The following is an 18,966-nucleotide window of genomic DNA, read 5'->3' on the forward strand; positions in this document are numbered from 1 at the left end:
ATAAACATTTAAAAACATTCTATATGAAAACTGTTGCCATGAAAAGGTCTTTCATCACATTCTTAGCCGGATGTTCCCTTTCTTCCGTACTTTATGCACAGGAAACCAAAAAGGACAGCATCCCTTCCGGGCAGGAGAACAAAGGCGAAACAAACAGCCGCAACGTGATGCTGAATGCCGCCAGTGCGAATGGTCCCCGCGAGATTTCCATCGGCCTGCCCGGTGGAGATGTCAATGTACTCGAAAACGGCCTTCCGGCCGTTTACAATTCCAATCCCCATAATGTGAATACACACTGGCGCGGCGACGGCAGCCTGTCCCATATCGGGCTGATGAAAATCTCCGAGACGGCGATCACTACCGGCAATATCGGATATGCCGTCAACTCGTTTACTCAGTTGGGACTGGAAGGGAAGAAAATGTTCAATGGGACGCTGAACTACAACACCAACCATTTCGGCAGGCAGCAGTTCGACCTGAATTTGAACGGCAGCTTAGGGAAGGACTGGTTCTATAGTGGCAGCATTTACCAGAACTTCGATCCGGGAACGTTCAAACTGCGTTTTGCCCAGTATCAGGACCGGACGGAAATCTATAAGTTCGCCCTGAGCAAACGCTACAATGAGGGACGCGGGCAATTTTCCGTTATCTATCATTACAGCAACAGCCATTGGCTGTCCAATGCCACGACCGGCGCACCTTTCATATATGTAGGCGACGGCAGCGTGAAAGAAATCCCGGGATTCGGCCTGGGTACTTCTTCCTACCTGCCAAACATCAGCACGATTCCTTATCTGGATATACGGACGGGGAAAGTGGAGACCGTCAACCTGTACGACGCGACGGCCAGCCGGGGCAACCAGGTGACGCTTCTCCATAACTACAAATGGGATAACGGGCTGGAATGGAAAGTCAATATGAAATACGACCATTCTCAAGGTTCCTATCTGTATCAGACGCCGATGGACATGAAGAACCAGGCGGAATCAGCCGGTTACCGGTTGAAGCAGGCAGACGGTTCGTTCGAACCCTACAGCGGATATGTGCAGAGCCGTATGTCTTGCTTCAACCGGGGCAAGATCGACGAGGTGTTCTTCACGACCGAGCTGTCCCGCAAGTACGACAACCAGACCTGGCGCGTCGGGCTGAACGAATGGTATTACGATGTGGATTATGCCTCCAACACCACGATGTACGACCACACGGTCGAAGCCTATCCGCAGATGCTTTATAATACAAGTTCGGACAAAGTGCACTATTATGGCAATACCCCGTATTACAACTTCAACCAGAATGCTTCCGAATACTATAAGGGACATGAAAACAAGTTAGCGCTCTACGCCACCCATGATTGGGATATGACCGACAAGTTGAATGCCTATTACGGCGCCCGCCTCGAATACCAGCGCTTGGAAGGCGAGAACTTGGCGGTCTATAATGCTGACGGGAACTCGGTCGGACGTTTCAACAACTACCATATCGGGGCTGTTGCTGCCGACGGGACGACGATTGCCCCGCGTGATTTCGGCTACGACTGGCTGAACATGGCCTTGACGGCTGCCCTGACCTATAAGATGACCGGGCAGTTCGGCTTCACTGGCGATTTTACTTATATTACCCAGCGTCCGAACCTCTCGAATTTCTCCCCCGCCGATATGCCTGATATCAATAAAATTACCGTACCTTTAGGACGTGCCGGACTCTATTATAACAGCGATTGGGTCAGTCTGACTTCTTTGTTCTCTTATATTGCCAAGACGAACAATAACTCGACGCTGAACCTGATCAACCCGAACGATCCGACCGGAAAGGATATCAAGGCAGCACCGCTGAGCTATGACATCAAGACGATGGGGTGGACGACAGATGCCGTCTTCAAGCCGTTCAAAGGCTTCGACTTCCATTTCTTGTTCACGTATCAGATGCCGAAGTATAAGAAATATGAGACGGGAGTGACATTCCCGGACGGGAGCGTCTCCGCCATCAATGCCACTGGCAATATCGTTGCGGAGATTCCGAAGGTCTTAGTGGAACTCGATCCGAGCTACATGATCACGAAAGACTTGCGGATCTGGGCCAGTTTCCGCTACTTCAGCAAGACCTATGCGAACATCAACGATGCCTATTATTTCAGCGGGCGATGGGAAACTTTCGGAGGGTTGAACTGGCAGGTCAACAAACATTTGGCTTTGAGCGGGACGGTTATCAACTTCCTGAACCAGACCGGTGCGAAGGGCAGCATCTCCGGAGCGGAACTGGTCGAGAAGGAAAATGCAGCCGAGTATAACGGCGCATGGATGGCCGGTAGTTATATCCGCCCGTTCACGGTGGAGTTCAGCGCAACAATTACTTTTTAACAATAAATTCTTTTACACAATATGAAAGCATCGATATTAAACATCAGCAAAATTCTCGTTATGAGTACTGTCATTTCATTAGGCTTGGCCTCTTGCCAGCCGTCAAACAAAAGCGGGTTCACATTGGAACAGCAGGGCGATACCTTGACGCTTGTCCGCATCACGAATCCGACCAAATATCTGTTGCTCCCGGTTGAGGAGAAGACAGCGGAGGGACAGGTCTGCCTGGTGACCGGCGATCCTGCCGATACGGATATGGATGTCCGCCTGGCAAAAAAGAGCGTCGACTATTTCGTCCCGTTCGAATTGCCGGCAGGAGCTAAAGAGGCGCTTGTCCGCATCCGCAAAACGCCGAAAGACGCGATCTGCTGGGAGCGGATACAGTTGTCCGATACGTTCGACACGGCAAACCGCGATAAGTTTCGCCCGCTCTATCACCATACTCCGCTCTACGGCTGGATGAACGATGCCAACGGGCTGGTGTATAAGGACGGCGAATATCATCTCTATTTTCAGTATAATCCTTACGGTTCCGTATGGGGAAACATGCACTGGGGGCATTCCGTCAGCCGCGACTTGGTGCACTGGGAACATCTTCCGGTCGCCCTGGCACGCGACACGATGGGGCACATCTTCTCCGGCAGTTCTGTCGTGGATGTGAAGAACACGGCTGGCTATGGCGAGGGAACGGTTGTCTCTTTCTATACTTCCGCCAGCGACAAGAACGGGCAGATCGAATGCATGGCTTACAGCCGTGACAACGGACGGACCTTTACGAAATATGGAAAGAACCCGGTCCTGACGCCGTTCGACGGCCTGAAAGACTTCCGTGACCCGAAAGTGTTCTGGTACGAACCGGAACAGAAGTGGGTGATGATCGTTTCAGCCGATAAGGAAATGCGTTTCTTCTCTTCCAAAGATTTGAAGGACTGGACTTATATGAGCGCTTTCGGCAATGGCTACGGTGTGCAGCCGAGCCAGTTCGAATGCCCCGACATGGTGCAACTGCCTGTTGGTGGCGATGAAAACAACAAGAAGTGGGCGCTGATCGTAAATATCAATCCGGGCTGCCTGTTCGGCGGTTCCGCTACACAGTATTTTGTCGGTGATTTCGACGGAACTAACTTCGTCTGCGACACGAAGCCGGAAGTGGTCAAATGGATGGACTGGGGTAAAGACCACTATGCAACCGTTTGCTTCTCCAATACCGGCGACCGCGTGATAGCCGTGCCTTGGATGAGCAACTGGCAGTATGCCAATATCATCCCGACGCAGCAGTATCGCAGTGCCAACGCCCTGCCCCGCGAACTGACGATGTACTCCGAAGGCAAAGACGTCTGCTTGGCTGTCAATCCGGTGAAAGAACTGGATGCTTTGCGGAAAGAAACTAAGGAAATTCCAGCCTTTACCGTAGAAAGCGGAAAGGAGTTTACGGTCGATACCTTATTTGCCGCCAACGACGGCGCTTTCGAAATGGATCTCGAATTGGCGGCCGATGCCGATTGTTCCGGCTTCAAACTGATGAACGGTAGAGGCGAATATGTAGACATCTACTTGGACGGTAAGAACGGCAAGTTAGTGATGGACCGTGTCCATAGCGGAATCGTGGACTTCGGCAAGAACGCCATCCCGCACGAAAAAGAGGCGCACGACAACCGCGTGAAGAACTCCATCAACTATGTAGACGATTTCGCATTGGCTACCTGGGCGCCGCTGTCAAAGGACAAGCAGCATAAGTTGCGGATATTCGTGGACAAATGCTCCGTCGAAATCTTCTTGGACGGCGGGAAGGTTGCCATGACCAACCTGGTCTTCCCGAACGAACCGTATAACAGCCTGTCTTTCTACAGCCGTAACGGTTCGACAAAGGTAACGGCATGTACGTTCTATAAGTTAGGCTTGTAAGTCTGCATCCGTCGGCATGCAGTTTTAGTTTCATGCCGGTGAAACTTTTGTTTCATGCTGATGAAACTTTTGTTTCCCTTGCATGAAACTTTTTTCTCATGCGGACGAAACTTCTGAGAAGTGGAAGCGTTTATAATAAAAAACTTGGATGAATAATTATTTTTGTAGTATTAAAATCAGTATATCATGAAAGATAATAAACCTGTTGTTGTCGGTATCGGCGAACTCCTTTGGGATGTGTTGCCAACGGGAAAGCGTGCCGGAGGCGCTCCGATCAATTTCGTATATCATGCTACCCGGTTGGGAGCCGAAGGATATGCAATCAGTGCAGTCGGGAACGACGTGTTCGGGACGGAGATCGTCCAGGAGTTGGATAAGAACGGTATCTGCCATTCGTTAGGGACGGTCGAATATCCTACCGGAAGCGTGATGGTGGAGTTGAAAGACGGCATCCCGGCCTATACGATTATCGAAGGCGTCGCCTGGGATCATATGCCTTTGACTCAGGAAGCCATCGACTTGGTGAAAAAGGCGGATGCCATCTGCTTCGGCACGTTGGCGCAACGTTCGCTCGAATCGCGTACGACGATCCATACGCTGCTTTCCTATGCCCGCGAAGAGGCGCTCCGCTTCTTCGACATCAATATCCGCCAGTCTTACTACTCGAAGGAGTTGATCGCCAGCCTGCTGGAAAAGGCGAACGTGTTTAAGATCAATGATGAAGAACTCGATCTGGTGCGTGAAATGTTCTCCCTTTCGGAGGATGAAGATACGGCTTGCCGCCAACTGATCGGACGTTACAACCTGCGCTATATGATCCTCACTGCCGGCAGCCGCTACAGTTCCATCTATACGGCTGGCGACAAGTCGACGATCCCTACTCCCAAAGTCGAGGTGGCCGATACGGTCGGGGCGGGAGATTCTTTCTCCGGTGCATTTGTTTACTCCATATTAACCGGCAAATCCTTGCGCGAAGCCCATCGGGTTGCTGTCGAGACGGCTGCTTTCGTCTGCACGAAAGAGGGCGCATGGCCTGCTTATCCTAATAAAGACTGATTATGAAAGAGAAGAGTTTGTATGTAAGATTGATCCCGGTGATGCTTGTTTTCTTCACGATGGGATTTGTGGATTTGGTGGGGATTGCCTCCAACTATGTGAAGCTGGATTTAGGACTGACGGATTCCGAAGCGAATATCTTTCCTTCCTTAGTGTTCTTCTGGTTCCTGATCTTCTCCGTCCCGACGGGGATGTTGATGAATAAGATCGGGCGGAAAAAGACGGTCATGCTGAGCCTGGCCGTTACCTTCGTGTCGTTGCTGATCCCGTGTTTCGGCGATGGCTATATGGTGATGCTGGTCTCCTTCTCTTTATTGGGTATCGGGAATGCTTTGATGCAGACCTCTCTGAACCCGCTTCTGTCTAATATTATTACCGGAGATAAATTGGCGAGCAGCCTGACTTTCGGGCAGTTTGTCAAAGCGATCGCCTCTTTCCTGGCGCCCTATATCGCCATGTGGGGAGCAACTGCGGCGATCCCTTCGCTGGGGTTGGGCTGGCGTGTGCTGTTTCCGGTCTATATGGTGATAGCGGTCGTCGCGATTTTCCTGTTAGGGGCGACTCACATCAAAGAAGAAGCGCCGGAAGGCAAGCCGTCCACGTTCGCCGAATGCTTTGCCTTGTTGGGTAACCCGTTTATCCTGTTGATGTTTGTCGGTATCATGTGCCATGTCGGTATTGATGTCGGCACGAATACCACCGCACCTAAAATCCTGATGGAACGGTTGGGGATGGATATACATGCGGCGGCGTTTGCAACGAGCCTCTATTTCATCTTCCGTACGATCGGTTGCCTGACCGGTTCGCTGATCCTGGCTCATTGGTCGCCGAAGAAGTTCTTCATCGTCAGTGTCGTATTGATGGTAGCTTCGATGGCTGGGTTCCTACTGTTCGATAGCAAAGCGTTGTTGTATGTCAGCATCGCATTGGTCGGATACGGCAATTCGAACGTGTTCTCCATACTTTTCTCCCAGGCGTTGCTGTCGATGCCGCAGCGTCAGAACGAGGTTTCCGGACTGATGATAATGGGCTTGTTCGGCGGGACGGTTTTCCCGTTGCTGATGGGCTTCGCTTCCGATGCGCTCCGTTCGCAGACAGGCGCTTTGCTGGTTCTGGCAGTCGGAGTGCTTTATCTGCTTTTCCTGTTTCCAAAGTTGAAGCAGCACTGAAATTTACAGACGCTCGTGTCTAATATTTTAGATCATATTTCTGCAAACAGTTTGCCGGAAAGAAAAACTTTACTATTTTTGTTTGCCTAACAAACAACGAAAACAAAAATATACAATCACTTATGGCAGATATAAAACAGTATGTAAAGGCGGCAGAAGAGAAGATGACCTTCGCGATCGAATATCTCGACGAACAGTTGTCTCATATCCGTGCCGGCAAGGCGAATCCGAAAATCTTGGATTGCGTGAGAGTAATGTATTACGGTGCTCCTGTCCCTTTGACAAATGTGGCTACCGTAACTGTACCGGATGCAAGAACGATCATGATCACCCCGTGGGAGAAGAAGATTATCAAAGATATTGAAAAAGGAATCATGGATTCTGATGTCGGTATCACCCCCGAAAACAATGGTGAAATGATCCGTTTGGGCATTCCTCCTCTGACCGAAGAACGTCGTCGGCAGTTGGCTAAACAGTCCAAGCAGGAAGCCGAGACTGCTAAGATCAGTATCCGTAACGCCCGCCGTGATGCCATCGAACAACTGAAGAAGAGCATCAAGACTGACGGAACTCCTGAGGATGTCGAAAAAGATGCGGAAGCAGAAGTTCAGAAGGTTCACGATAAGTATATCAAGAAAGTAGATGAACTCTACGCCGCAAAAGAAAAAGAAATAATGACAGTATAACGAGTTGAAAGTTGAGAGTTAAAAGTTGAAAGTGGCGGAATAAACCGTTCCTTTCCTCCTTTTAACTTTCAACTTCCAATTTTCAACTTTCAACTAACATGAGGGGTTTGGTTATTAAGAATACGGGTAGCTGGTATACCGTACGCACCGATGATGGTCGCGATATAGAAAGTAAGATCAAAGGGAATTTCCGCCTGAAAGATATCCGCACCACCAATCCTGTTGCGGTCGGGGACCGGGTCGATATCGATATCAATGCTGAAGGGACCGCCTTCATCACCGAGATCGAAGACCGGAAGAATTACATCATCCGCCGCGCCTCCAATCTCTCCAAGCAGTCGCATATCATTGCCGCGAATGTAGACCAGGCGATGTTGATCGTGACGGTCAACTACCCGATTACCACCACCGTTTTTATCGACCGTTTTCTTGCCACTGCCGAGGCCTATCGTGTGCCTGTGAAGTTGGTATTCAATAAAATAGACCGTTATCATGGCGGGGATCGGGAATTGCTGGACGGTTTGATCAATCTGTATACGACAATCGGTTATCCCTGTTCCGAGCTCTGTGCCCGTAGCGAAGAGGGTTTGGACGAGTTGAAAGAAGACCTCAAAGGGAAGATCACCTTATTGTCCGGCCATTCCGGTGTGGGAAAATCGACTATTATCAATAAACTGGTTCCCGGTGCGGGCCTTCGTACCGGCGATATCTCCGAATACCACAACAAGGGGATGCATACCACTACCTTTTCCGAAATGATTCCTTTGCCGGATGGCGGCTACCTGATCGACACTCCGGGGATCAAAGGTTTTGGCACGATCGAGATGGAAGGTGCGGAAATCGCCCATTACTTCCCCGAAATATTCAAATTTTCCGCCGATTGCAAATTCAACAACTGCTCTCACCGCCACGAGCCGGGCTGTGCCGTGTTGCGTGCAGTGGAAGAGCATTATATCAGCGAATCGCGATATAAAAGCTACCTGAGCATCCTGGATGATAAGCAGGAGAGCAAATACAGGGAAGAATATTGATAATGCCAGATTATACCGCCGGCAAGCTCATCCCTGTGATCTTGCGGTATAAATCCAAAGCATATACATCTGTCATGCCGGAGATATAATCGAGGACGCATTGTACTTTGCCGTAGACGGTCGACGCGTTCGTGTCGTACTGTTCCGGGATGCGTTGCAACAGGAGCTTGCTGTAGGCGTGATCCTGGTTCATGACAGCTTCCGTCAGCGTGTCGATCAAGTGGCTGAAGATGTGGTAACCGGCCAGTTCGATATCTAAAACTTCTTTGGCGCGGTATATCTTTTTGTAAGCGGTTTTTGAGCAAGTTTCATAGGCGGTCTTTGCCTGGTCGCAAATGTTGTCGATAAGCGGAGTGTTGTATGTCCCGTTGAGGATTCCTGCTTCGTTTTCGAGGAAGATACGGGAACATTCGTCCACCAAAAGGCCGATGATGCAGGAGCGCAGGTAAGCGATCTGCTCGTTGGTATCGTCCACCATCTTCATGACGCGGACAATATGGTCGAGGCGTTCCCCTTCGAAGAAGTTGAGGAGCAGCCGGATGGCCTCTTCCGTCGTCAGGATATGCAGTTTGCAGGCATCCTCGATATCCATGATCTGGTAGCAGATATCGTCGGCGGCTTCCACCAAATAGACAAGCGGATAACGGACGAACTTGTTTGCGTCTTCCAGGTTCCGGCAAATTCCTAATTCGTCGGCAATGCGCAGATAATCCTCCTCTTCCGATTGGAAGAAGCCGAATTTCCCTTTCTTCCCGGCATAAACGGAAGAATACGGATATTTGATGATGGATGCAAGCGTGCTGTATGTCAGGGCAAAGCCCCCTTTGCGGCGCCCGATGAACTGGTGGGTGAGCAGGCGCATGGCATTCGCATTCCCTTCGAAATGGAGGAAATCTTCATAGCGGCCTCCTTCGGCGAGAATCTTTTCCTGTAACTTTTTCCCGTTGCCTTCAGCGAAGTAGGCGGAGATCGCCCGCTCTCCTGAATGTCCGAACGGCGGGTTACCCATATCGTGGGCAAGGCAGGCGGCAGAGACGATGGAACCTATTTCCGGGAAATTGACGCTCCCGTCAGGATATTTCTGCATCAGGCCTTTGGCGACATTATTGCCTAATGAACGTCCCACGCATGAGACTTCCAAGCTATGTGTCAAACGGTTGTGCACGAATATACTGCCCGGAAGGGGAAATACCTGCGTCTTGTTCTGCAAACGGCGGAAAGGGGAGGAAAAGATCAGACGGTCGTAGTCCCGCTGAAAATCGGTGCGCTCATGTTTGCGTTCGTGATATTCCTCCATGCCGAAGCGTTTGCCGGAGAGTAATTGGTTCCAGTTCATCTTGTCTTGTTTGCTTAATAGATTAGTTCTCCTTTTCCTTGGCGGATGATTTCAAAGTCGTCTGTCGTGCAGTCGATGACGGTCGAGGCTTCCGTGCCTCCGTAACCACCGTCGACTATGATGTCCACCCGGTTTTCATACTTTTCTTCGATCAGTTCGGGATCGGTACTGTATTCGATGATATCGTCTTCGTCATGCAAAGACATGGTCAGGATCGGATTTCCGAGTTCCTGTACAAGTGTGCGGATGATATTATTGTCCGGGACACGGATGCCCACCTCTTTTCTGTTCTTGTAGATCTTAGGCAACTCGCTGCTGGTAGGCAGGATGAAGGTAAAGGCGCCCGGCAGGTTCTTCTTCATCAGCTTGAAAGCGGCATTGCTCACTTTGGCGTATTCGCTCAGGTTGGAAAGGTCATAACAGATAATGGACAGGTTGCTTTTCTGCGGGTTGACGCCTTTCATCTGGCAGATCTTTTCGACTGCACGCACATTCAACGCGTCACAACCGATGGCATAAACGGTGTCGGTCGGATAAATCACGAGGCCGCCGTCGCGCATGATATTGACCACCTTGTCTATTTCCCTGGGATTGGGGTTTTCGGGATATATTTTTACGAGCATAGCTTTTCAGTTGAAAGTTGAAAGCCGAAAGCCGAAAGTTTGAGAGAACGCGAAGTCCACTTTCCTCTTTCAACTTTCCACTTTCAACTTATTTACGGGTTTAGCCGTAAATAATGTGTCCGTTTTCGTCGGTATATTCTTCCAGACCTTTGCTGTACTGGTTCATGGCGCGAAGGCTCATCCCCATGCTTGAGAAGCCACCGTCGTGGTAGAGGTTCTGCATCGTCACTTTGCGGGTGAGGTCGGAGAACATCATGACGCAGTAGTCTGCACATTCGTCGGCTGTGGCATTGCCCAGCGGACTCATCTTTTCGGCGAAATCCATCAAATGGTCCATCCCTTTCACGCCGCTGCCGGCTGTAGTCAGTGTAGGCGACTGGGAAATGGTATTGATGCGTACGTTCTTTTCACGGCCATAGATGTAACCGAAGCTGCGGGCGATAGATTCCAGCAAGCTCTTGGCATCTGCCATGTCGTTATATCCGAAGAATGTACGCTGTGCTGCCACATACGAGAGGGCGATCACCGAACCGTATTCGGCAATGGCATCCTGCTTTTTGGCAACCTGCAACATCTTGTGGAAAGAGAGGGCGGAGATATCCAGCGTCTTTTCCAACATGCTGTAGTCCAAATCGTCGTAAGTGCGTTTCTTACGCACGTTCGGGCTCATGCCGATGGAATGTAAAACGAAATCTATCTTACCACCTAATATTTCTACTGATTTAGAGAAAACCGTTTCCAAATCTTCCACGCTCGTAGCATCCGCCGGAATAACTTCGGCGTGCAACTTCTCAGCCAAAGCATCCACTTGTCCCATGCGAACGGCGATAGGCGTGTTGCTCAGTGTGATCGTTGCTCCTTCTTCTACGGCTCTTTCAGCCACCTTCCAGGCGATGGACATATCATTCAGCGCACCGAATATAATGCCTCGCTTGCCTTTCAATAAATTATGACTCATACCTTTTATTTTAATATGTTACGGCGCAAAGGTAGTAAAAATGTGCAAGATACGCAATCGCTTACACGAACCCCCCTTAAGTCCGGGGCGGGACGGGAACCGTATTTTTCGGGACAGGAGCCGCAAAATATAACTCATGAATCATATTTTACGACTCCCGGATATTTATTCCCTATAGTAAACCCTTTTTACCCTCGGCGAGATAGAGGTCAGTATCTCGTATGGAATGGTCTTCAGCTTGCCCGAAAGTTCGCTGACGGGGAGTTCTTCGCCGAAGATGATGACGGTGTCTCCTTCGCGCGCGTCGATATCGGTGACGTCGATCATGCAGGCATCCATGCAGATATTACCGATGATCGGACAACGGTGGCCGTTAATCACGACTTCGCCGCCACCATTGCTGAAATGACGGTCCAGGCCGTCGGCATAGCCGATCGGGATAATCGCGATGCGGGAATCGCGCTTTACATAGCTCATCCGGCTGTAACCGATGGAATCGCCTGTCGGGACGTTTTGTATCTGCAAGATAGTCGTCTTCAGCGTGCTGATGTTACGCAACCCTTTCTGGCCGGAGGCGCTGACCCCGTACAGGCCGATGCCGAGGCGCACCATGTCCATCTGATAATCGGTGAACCGTTCGATTCCTGCCGAATTCAGGATATGCTTGATCACCTTGTATTCCAGCCCGGCTTCCAGTTCTGCTGCCGCGCGGGTGAACGTATCCAATTGCTTTTTCGTGAAATCGTCGAAGATATAGGAGTCGCTGCCTACGAGATGCGAGAATACGGAGCGGGCAACTACGCCGCTTTGTTCCTTCAGGCGACGGCAAACCTCCGGTACATCTTCCGGCTGGAAACCTAAACGGTGCATGCCCGTGTCGATCTTGATATGGATCGGATAGGAGGTAATGCCCCTGCGTTCCGTCTCTTTTATCATCGCGTCGAGCAGGCGGAAACTGTACACTTCCGGCTCCAACTGGTTTTCAAACAAGACATTGAAGCTGCTGAATTCCGGATTCATGACGATAAGCGGGATCGAGATGCCTTCCTTACGCAGTTCCTCGCCTTCGTCGGCGACGGCAACAGCCAAGTAGTCACAACGGTGTTCCTGCAAAGTCTTTGCCAGTTCGTAGGAACCGGCGCCATATCCGAAAGCCTTGACCATGCAGACCATCTTCGTCTCCGGCTTCAGCTTCGAGCGGTAGTAGTTGAAGTTATGGACAACGGCATCCAGGTTCACTTCCAAGATCGTCTCATGCACTTTCTTCTCCAACAGCTCGGAAATACGTTCGAAATGGAATTGGCGGGAACCTTTTATCAGGATCAGTTCGTCTTTGAACTTCTTGAAAGACGGAGACTTGATGAACTCCTCCGTTGTCAGGTAAAACTCTTTTTCGATATCGAAAGCACCTCCGTATTCTTTCAGGTCGCGGCCGATGCCGATAACGCGGTCGATCTTCTTTCTGCGCACGAGGTCTGCGACTTTCTTATACAGAGACTTCGGTAGCGTCCCCGATTGCAGGATGTCCGAAAGGATCAGCGTGCATTTCAAGTCCTTTTCTACGCGGCGGCTCTGCTGGAAGTCGAGGGCGATATCCAGAGAATTGATATCGGAATTGTAGGTGTCGTTTATCAACAGGCAGTTGTTGATACCCTGCTTTACGTCCAAGCGCATGGCGACCGGTTCGAGGTGCTTGAACTTTTCGACGTCGTTCACGCTCGTCGGCTTCAGATACAACATCACTGCCATACAGTGGATGACGTTTTCGATAGAAGCATCGTCCGTAAAAGGAATCGTGTATGTCCGGTCGAATCCTAAAAGCGTGCAGCGGATGATGGTTTCGGATTCCAGCTTCTTGATCGATTCGATATACAAAGGAGCTTCCGAGTCTGTCCGGCTCCAGGTGATCGCCTTGTGTGACAGGCAGGCCGACTCGATGCAGTTGGCGATAAAGGCATCGTCGCCGTCATAAATGATCGCTTCGCAGTCGTTGAACAAAGTCAGTTTTTCCAGGCATTTCTGCGTGGAAGAGATAAAGTTCTCCTGATGCGCTTCCCCTATGTTCGTGATCACGCCGATGGTCGGTGCGATGATCGGTTGCAGGCGTTCCATTTCGTCCGGCTGGGAAATGCCGGCTTCGAAGATGCCTAATGTATTCTTGTCGCTCATCTGCCATACCGACAGCGGAACCCCCAATTGCGAGTTGTAGCTCCGGGGCGAGCGGACGATGTTGAACTCGTTATGCAATAATTGATAGAGAAACTCTTTTACAATCGTTTTCCCGTTGCTTCCCGTTATGCCGATTACCGGGATATTGAAACGTTTCCGGTGATGGGCCGCCAACTTCTGGAGCGCTTTCAGCGTATCCTTGACGACAAGGAAGTTCGCTTCCGGCATCGACTCGAACTCCGGTAAAACAGTGCTGACTACGAAATTGCGTACGCGTAACTTATATAATCCTTGTATATAATTATGTCCGTCGTTGGTCTTTGTCTGGAGGGCAAAGAATAGACTCTGTTCCGGGAATGAAAGACGGCGGCTGTCGGTAAGCAAGATACTGACAGGAGCGTCATGTAATTTCTTGGCGTCAGCTCCGATTATTCCGGCGATCTCTTTAATTGAATATTCCATTCTTTTCTCTATAATTAGGTTTAGAACTTCTTTTTAATCATTTCGACTTCATTTGTCATATCAAAGTAAGGGAATTTCTCGTTAAGTCGTTCCATCTTTAACAAAGTTTGCGAGATGAATCGTTTATAGGCTTCACTTTCCGGTTGAAACGGCTTGTGGTTAATGGCCTTTTGGATATCCTTCCATTCTTTAATAATCGACAGCGAATCAGGTGAAAGCATGCTGCCCGTGAACCGTTCCCAGATATATTCGACCGCTGCGGGGGAGGGGTGCAGCATATCGTCGGCATAGAAACGGTACTCCCTCAATTCGTCCATCATGATTTCATAAGCCGGGAAATAGGCGGTGTGTTCCGGAAATTCCTTTTGCAGCGCGTCGATGGCAAGCAGGAGGGTGGCTTTGCTGAGCTGGTTGCCGTGCGCTCCGTCTTTCCAATGGCGGATCGGGCTGACGGTGAAGAGTATCTTCATCTCCGGATTCTGCTCCCAAAGCGACAGGAGTAGGCTTTTCCATTCCGCTACGATCTCCCCGACGGTGAGTAGCTGCCGGTCGAACATCTTTTCCGGCAGCTTATGGCAGTTGGAAACGACCTTTCCCGAACTTTTCAACCTGTAGACCCATGCCGTGCCGAAGGTAAGGATCATCCGTCGGGCTTCCCGTATCGTACCGGCGGAACTGAACAGCCGCCCGTTGATGTTTTCCAAGCATTCCGTTTCCGAAGGTGAGGAAAAACGACTGTGATGGCTGAAACTATGGTAAATCCCTTCATGCTGAAAAAGATCATCCCCTGTGAACCGTTCCGGACGAAGCAGCATGCGAATCGCTTCGGCTATGGAAGAAGGATTATAAAGCGTACCGAACGGATTCAGATCGGTCTTGAATTTGTTTTCCTCCAACTTCTTTCCGATATTCTCGGCAAAGCAGGAACCAAGCAAAACCGTTTGCTCCGTATAGGAAAATGTAAACGGGGCTTTCGGGATGGAGATGCGGGTATAAAATTCCATATTGTTAATGTGTTTTTGAGGAATGACGGCTGTTTTTCGACATTCAGTTTTTATTCTTGTAGCAACCAATCTGTACATATTCGTTGATGTCCATGATGGTATGTTTTTGAATATCTGCCGCAAAGATAACCATTCAATTCCTTAAACTGCACTATTATGGTTAAGATATGTTTTCTCGCTGTGCTATTGCTCTCGGATGATGGTGGGCGATGAACTCATAGAAGCAATTTTTATGAATGACCACTTATGCTATTACAATCCTATTTGTATTATGGTGTAAAAGTTACGATAGACCAAGTTCTCAAGTGAATTTTATTTTTCTCAAGGGAAGTTGCTTTGCACAGGGAGGGTAGCAAATGTTTTGTTGGGTAGTGGGAAAGGGGTTTTTGCCGTTTTTAGCCTATTTTTTCGCTGTTTTCTCAAAAATGCCGTTTTTCTACTTTTAGTATTACTTGAATAAATGTGCGTAAATTGTTATGGGTGAGAATTATATGCTTGTTTATGGGAGATGACGAAAAAGGCCGTTTTTGAGGGGTGAAAACGGCTTGTTTTTTGCTTGTAACTTATTGGGAATAAAATAGATAGGGCGATAAAACCAAAATGACTAAAAAAACGTACGTTTAGATTCGTCATTTTTCAGCTACAAAAATACGCATACTTTTTAAACCTGCAACCCTTTTCTCCAAGAAAATTTCTTTTTCTATATTCTTTCTTATCAATTAGATAGCTTATCAAGTACAAACATACCGCCTTTTTACCACGAACCTCCTGTTGCCCTTCCAAAAATGACTAAAATAAACGTACGTTTTCATTATCAAAATACATACGTTAACATTCATCGGAGTTGTATACATTATATAACAAATAGGTTTTATTACTAATTAAATTATTAAATTATGAACAAGAGATTTTCTACTCTTTTGGCTGCCGCACTGGTAGCCGGTGGACTGTCCGCTAATGCTGCTGATGTTAAGACACATGCTGAGCGTTTTCAGAGTGTAGTTCCGGCAGAAGCTGTTACAATGGACGAAGCACAAGAAGGTTATTATTATCATTTGGGTGATGCTAATAACTATTTAGGTTTTGTGGTAACTGATGATGCGACTTTTTTACGTTCGTACCCGATTGCACAGGGTGACGAATTGTATGTAAACTCAATGGACTCTGCTTTGTGGGAACCGACTATTACGATTGCCAACAATGCTAAATCATTCAAGTTTACAAACAAATTCAACGGTGAAGTGCTGGCTGTTAAATTCGATGCAAAAGACAATACGGCTGTTTGGGTAGATGCTGAGACTGAAGGAGCTGTGTCTTCTTTTACTTTTGATAACGAAAATCATCTGATCTGCTATTCCGGTACTAAAAAGTATGCATTGAAAGTTGAAGCTGGTAAAAAAGCTCAATTTGTGGAATGGAAAGATGCTGATAAAAGCACTTACGGAACTGTAAAGTTATTCACACCGGAACAAAAATTACAGTCTGCTAAAGATTTGAATGCAATCAGCAACGGCTCTTTCAAATTGAAGGTGTTGGATGTGGTTACAGACAAGAGTGCCGATTTCCTGAATGGCTCGGAACTGATCGCTTATGATGCAAAATACGGCTCTATGGAAAAGGGGGTATATCTGCAGATTAAAAACGCAACAAAAGCCAATACGAGAGATGCCGGAGAAGGTCAGCAGCTTGCTAAAGATGGAAAGACAGCTTTGAAGAACAAACACGTATTCTTGGTAGTTGATACTGTCTTCAATTCCGGTACAGCATTCAATGACTCTATCGGTGGTCGTGGCTTACAGATTGCTTCCGATACTATCACTTGTCAATGGGAGGGAAATGGTGCTTCAGTGGATCAGACTAAATCTGATTTGTATGATGCCGGCAAATATATAGTAACTAAGTTACCAGATGCTACTAAAAAATTGTCTTTGGATGAAGGTGCAGATCTGCAGGTTGCTAAAGGTCGCTTTGCTGCAAACTATCGTTTCTATATTTATAAGAACGTGGCTAAAGTAGGTGTAGAAGGCTTTACTGTAAAGGTTGACTCTATTCCTTCCATCATTACAAAGAATAGTAAATATGGAACTCGTGGTGCTACTGATTATTATCAGGGAGCAGTTCAAGATTCTGTAGGTTATTTCGCTATTGCAAGAACTGGTACAGGTAATCCGGGTCTGTTCACTATTGTAGATTCTACTACACTTTCTAAAGGTGTAACAGATACTTATGCAACTCTTTCTACTGCTGATGGCAAACTGGCTACATTAGAAAAGGGCGTTTACTCAATCCAGGTAAAAGGTGGAAATGTAATTGCAGCAGCTTTGATTGCTAACAATCCGGATGCTACAGATCCTGCATTTGTAGGCTTAACAAAAGCAAGTGAATTGGTTCCTGCCACTCAATTTGCTATTGAAGGCAGAAACGGACGCTACTCGGTTGTAAACCGTGAAAATGGCGCTTCTCCGTTCGATCAGGCAAAAGTGTATATTTATGCAACAAGCACAGCTGGTGAATACACTGTAAGTGCCAAAGATAAGATTACAAATGCAACAAAAACGTATGTAATTACTAAACTGGATGTAGATACAGACAATGAATATTTGGGCTATAAGCACTTTACTAAAGATGAAATTGCCAACTACATTATTAAGTTGAAATTCAACACAGCTTTCGGTGGTGATAACTTATATGTAGTAAAGGGTGCTAATGACAGATTGGCTGTTGCCGACATCGATGCTGCCGATCCTATCGAATTTAGCTTGCGTCCGGCTGCAACAGATACTACTGATGCAGGTGGAAAGGTTACAGACAAGACTGTTAAATATGGTGATAACACTTTGGAACGCACTGCTTATCATTTGCATGCTGTAAACGACGATGCAACCGTATTGACTTACGATCCGCAGTCACAGGTGTTCAAGATGGTTGCTTTGGATAAGAGCGATGATAAGAAGAATGATGGTAAAGTAGGCTATGCAAAGAAAGACTCTATCTCTATGCCGGTATTGTTCAGACTGACTGTTGATAATCAATATCAGTTGCTGCTGGCAGATACAGCCTATTATGATCCTAAGACAGTTGGTAGCAAATTGGCTGCAAACGAACCGTCTCATGTTGCTTACTACAAGGTAGACAGCTTGCGTATGGGTCAACTTAACGTTGCCGGTTCTGGTGCTTCTGTAATCATGTCTGATTTGAATGCTGTTCCTGCCGGTTACTTCACTCTGGAATTACCGGATGATGCTGCATTCGTCGATCCTATCAAAGCAACTCCTTCTCACAACAGAATCGCTTCTGCCCGCAACACGACATTGGCTATTTCTATGAATGACAGTAAACAGGGTGTGTTGAAAGCTGAAACAGAACTGAAAGCTGATGCTTTTGTCGAATCAGATTTCTCTATGTTCATCGACACTGCTAACATGGATAACCAGAAGGGTGAAAAACCGTTGTTCTATATCCTGACAACTCGTGGTTTGGATGCTGAAGCTGTTGCAGACGGACAGGCTATGTATATGGCAAGCAAGGATGGATCTTCTGTAGAATTCATCAAAGCTAAACAATTCGGTGAAGCCGGTCGTGACTCTCTGTTGGTTTACGCAACAAAAGCGAATGAACAAGACGCTAAGTTGAAATTGTCTGACAACTATGCAACATTTGCATTTGCAAGCACTTCAACGAAGGGTGAATATAAAATCCAGAACGTTAAGAACCAGAAATATCTGGCACAGACGAACGGTATACTGAATTTGGCTGGAATTTCTCCTTATTCTGGTCTTGCATTCACTGTTGACGCTGTTGAAGCTCCTACCGCAAACGAAGGTGTTGAAGTTTCCGAAGTAACCGTTATCGCTGGCGAAGGCCAAGTAACGATTGCTGGTGCTGCCGGCAAGAAGGTTGTTATCAGCAATATCTTGGGCCAGGTAGTAGCTAACACGGTTCTTACTTCCGACAACGCTGTAATCGCTGCTCCTCAGGGTGTAGTCGTAGTAGCTGTTGAAGGCGAAGAAGCTGTAAAAGCTATCGTTAAATAACTAAAGATATTATAATCAATAATTCTAAAATGTTTGACCGCGTGCCGTGAAAACGGCAATTACCCTGCGACAGGTGAACAAGCGGTCAGATTTAATATTAATAATACTAAAGTATATTGAAATTAAAAGTTCAATGTAGCCTGTAGCCCTGTGAAGGACGAAAGCATACAGAAAAC

The 18,966-nt window shown here is 47.8% G+C and carries 12 protein-coding genes; 7 read left to right on the forward strand and 5 right to left on the reverse strand.

Translation table 11 applies throughout. From position 1 onward, the window contains the following. Positions 1–38: 38 nt before the first annotated feature. The 6 genes from H8S65_RS03065 to rsgA all read left to right on the forward strand — a co-directional run bounded on the left by H8S65_RS03065 (position 39) and on the right by rsgA (position 8,204). Positions 39–2,357, forward strand: coding sequence for a TonB-dependent receptor (locus tag H8S65_RS03065; RefSeq protein WP_436277866.1), 2,319 nt, complete (start codon positions 39–41; stop codon positions 2,355–2,357). Positions 2,358–2,378: 21 nt separating this feature from the next. Beyond that, positions 2,379–4,262, forward strand: coding sequence for a glycoside hydrolase family 32 protein (locus tag H8S65_RS03070; protein WP_186928494.1), 1,884 nt, complete (start codon positions 2,379–2,381; stop codon positions 4,260–4,262). A 186-nt stretch (positions 4,263–4,448) separates the two neighbouring features. Next, on the forward strand, positions 4,449–5,318 hold the full coding sequence (locus H8S65_RS03075) for a carbohydrate kinase family protein (RefSeq protein ID WP_186928495.1): 870 nt from the start codon (positions 4,449–4,451) through the stop codon (positions 5,316–5,318). Positions 5,319–5,320: 2 nt separating this feature from the next. Then, a complete protein-coding gene (locus H8S65_RS03080) occupies positions 5,321–6,487 on the forward strand; it encodes an MFS transporter (protein WP_186928496.1) in 1,167 nt (388 codons plus the stop codon). A gap of 122 nt (positions 6,488–6,609) precedes the next feature. Continuing rightward, complete coding sequence (gene frr, locus H8S65_RS03085) at positions 6,610–7,173, forward strand: ribosome recycling factor (protein ID WP_186928497.1); 564 nt, start codon at positions 6,610–6,612, stop codon at positions 7,171–7,173. A gap of 98 nt (positions 7,174–7,271) precedes the next feature. After that, positions 7,272–8,204 carry a ribosome small subunit-dependent GTPase A gene (rsgA, locus tag H8S65_RS03090; RefSeq protein WP_186928498.1) on the forward strand — a complete coding sequence of 311 codons (933 nt, stop codon included), beginning with the start codon at positions 7,272–7,274 and terminating at the stop codon, positions 8,202–8,204. A 10-nt stretch (positions 8,205–8,214) separates the two neighbouring features. On the opposite strand, the gene dgt is transcribed toward rsgA, so the two are convergent. From dgt to H8S65_RS03115, 5 genes are all read right to left on the reverse strand, one after another. Next, positions 8,215–9,540 (reverse strand): dGTP triphosphohydrolase, encoded by a 1,326-nt coding sequence (dgt, locus tag H8S65_RS03095; RefSeq protein WP_186928499.1) that lies wholly within the window; start codon positions 9,538–9,540, stop codon positions 8,215–8,217. 14 nt (positions 9,541–9,554) lie between these two features. Continuing rightward, entirely contained in the window at positions 9,555–10,163 is a 609-nt protein-coding gene (locus H8S65_RS03100) for an L-threonylcarbamoyladenylate synthase (RefSeq protein WP_186928500.1), read from the reverse strand. Positions 10,164–10,263: 100 nt separating this feature from the next. Further along, positions 10,264–11,121, reverse strand: a complete 858-nt coding sequence (locus H8S65_RS03105) for an enoyl-ACP reductase FabI (RefSeq protein ID WP_186928501.1) — start codon at positions 11,119–11,121, stop codon at positions 10,264–10,266. Positions 11,122–11,286: 165 nt separating this feature from the next. After that, on the reverse strand, positions 11,287–13,752 hold the full coding sequence (locus H8S65_RS03110; protein ID WP_186928502.1) for a bifunctional UDP-N-acetylmuramoyl-tripeptide:D-alanyl-D-alanine ligase/alanine racemase: 2,466 nt from the start codon (positions 13,750–13,752) through the stop codon (positions 11,287–11,289). 20 nt (positions 13,753–13,772) lie between these two features. Then, complete coding sequence (locus H8S65_RS03115) at positions 13,773–14,756, reverse strand: GSCFA domain-containing protein (protein WP_186928503.1); 984 nt, start codon at positions 14,754–14,756, stop codon at positions 13,773–13,775. A gap of 896 nt (positions 14,757–15,652) precedes the next feature. Between H8S65_RS03115 and H8S65_RS21230 the strand changes: the two genes are divergently transcribed. After that, positions 15,653–18,790, forward strand: coding sequence for a DUF6383 domain-containing protein (locus H8S65_RS21230; protein WP_186928504.1), 3,138 nt, complete (start codon positions 15,653–15,655; stop codon positions 18,788–18,790). The last annotated feature ends 176 nt before the right edge of the window (positions 18,791–18,966 follow it).

It is taken from the genome of Parabacteroides hominis (assembly GCF_014287585.1).
Taxonomy (GTDB): domain Bacteria; phylum Bacteroidota; class Bacteroidia; order Bacteroidales; family Tannerellaceae; genus Parabacteroides; species Parabacteroides hominis.

Coding starts and splice junctions, on each gene's coding strand:
- H8S65_RS21230 (WP_186928504.1), top strand. CDS start 15,653: ATGAACAAGAGATTTTCTACTCTTTTGGCTGCCGCACTGGTAGCCGGT.
- H8S65_RS03105 (WP_186928501.1), bottom strand. CDS start 11,121: ATGAGTCATAATTTATTGAAAGGCAAGCGAGGCATTATATTCGGTGCG.
- dgt (WP_186928499.1), bottom strand. CDS start 9,540: ATGAACTGGAACCAATTACTCTCCGGCAAACGCTTCGGCATGGAGGAA.
- H8S65_RS03110 (WP_186928502.1), bottom strand. CDS start 13,752: ATGGAATATTCAATTAAAGAGATCGCCGGAATAATCGGAGCTGACGCC.
- H8S65_RS03080 (WP_186928496.1), top strand. CDS start 5,321: ATGAAAGAGAAGAGTTTGTATGTAAGATTGATCCCGGTGATGCTTGTT.
- H8S65_RS03065 (WP_436277866.1), top strand. CDS start 39: ATGAAAAGGTCTTTCATCACATTCTTAGCCGGATGTTCCCTTTCTTCC.
- H8S65_RS03075 (WP_186928495.1), top strand. CDS start 4,449: ATGAAAGATAATAAACCTGTTGTTGTCGGTATCGGCGAACTCCTTTGG.
- H8S65_RS03115 (WP_186928503.1), bottom strand. CDS start 14,756: ATGGAATTTTATACCCGCATCTCCATCCCGAAAGCCCCGTTTACATTT.
- rsgA (WP_186928498.1), top strand. CDS start 7,272: ATGAGGGGTTTGGTTATTAAGAATACGGGTAGCTGGTATACCGTACGC.
- H8S65_RS03070 (WP_186928494.1), top strand. CDS start 2,379: ATGAAAGCATCGATATTAAACATCAGCAAAATTCTCGTTATGAGTACT.
- frr (WP_186928497.1), top strand. CDS start 6,610: ATGGCAGATATAAAACAGTATGTAAAGGCGGCAGAAGAGAAGATGACC.
- H8S65_RS03100 (WP_186928500.1), bottom strand. CDS start 10,163: ATGCTCGTAAAAATATATCCCGAAAACCCCAATCCCAGGGAAATAGAC.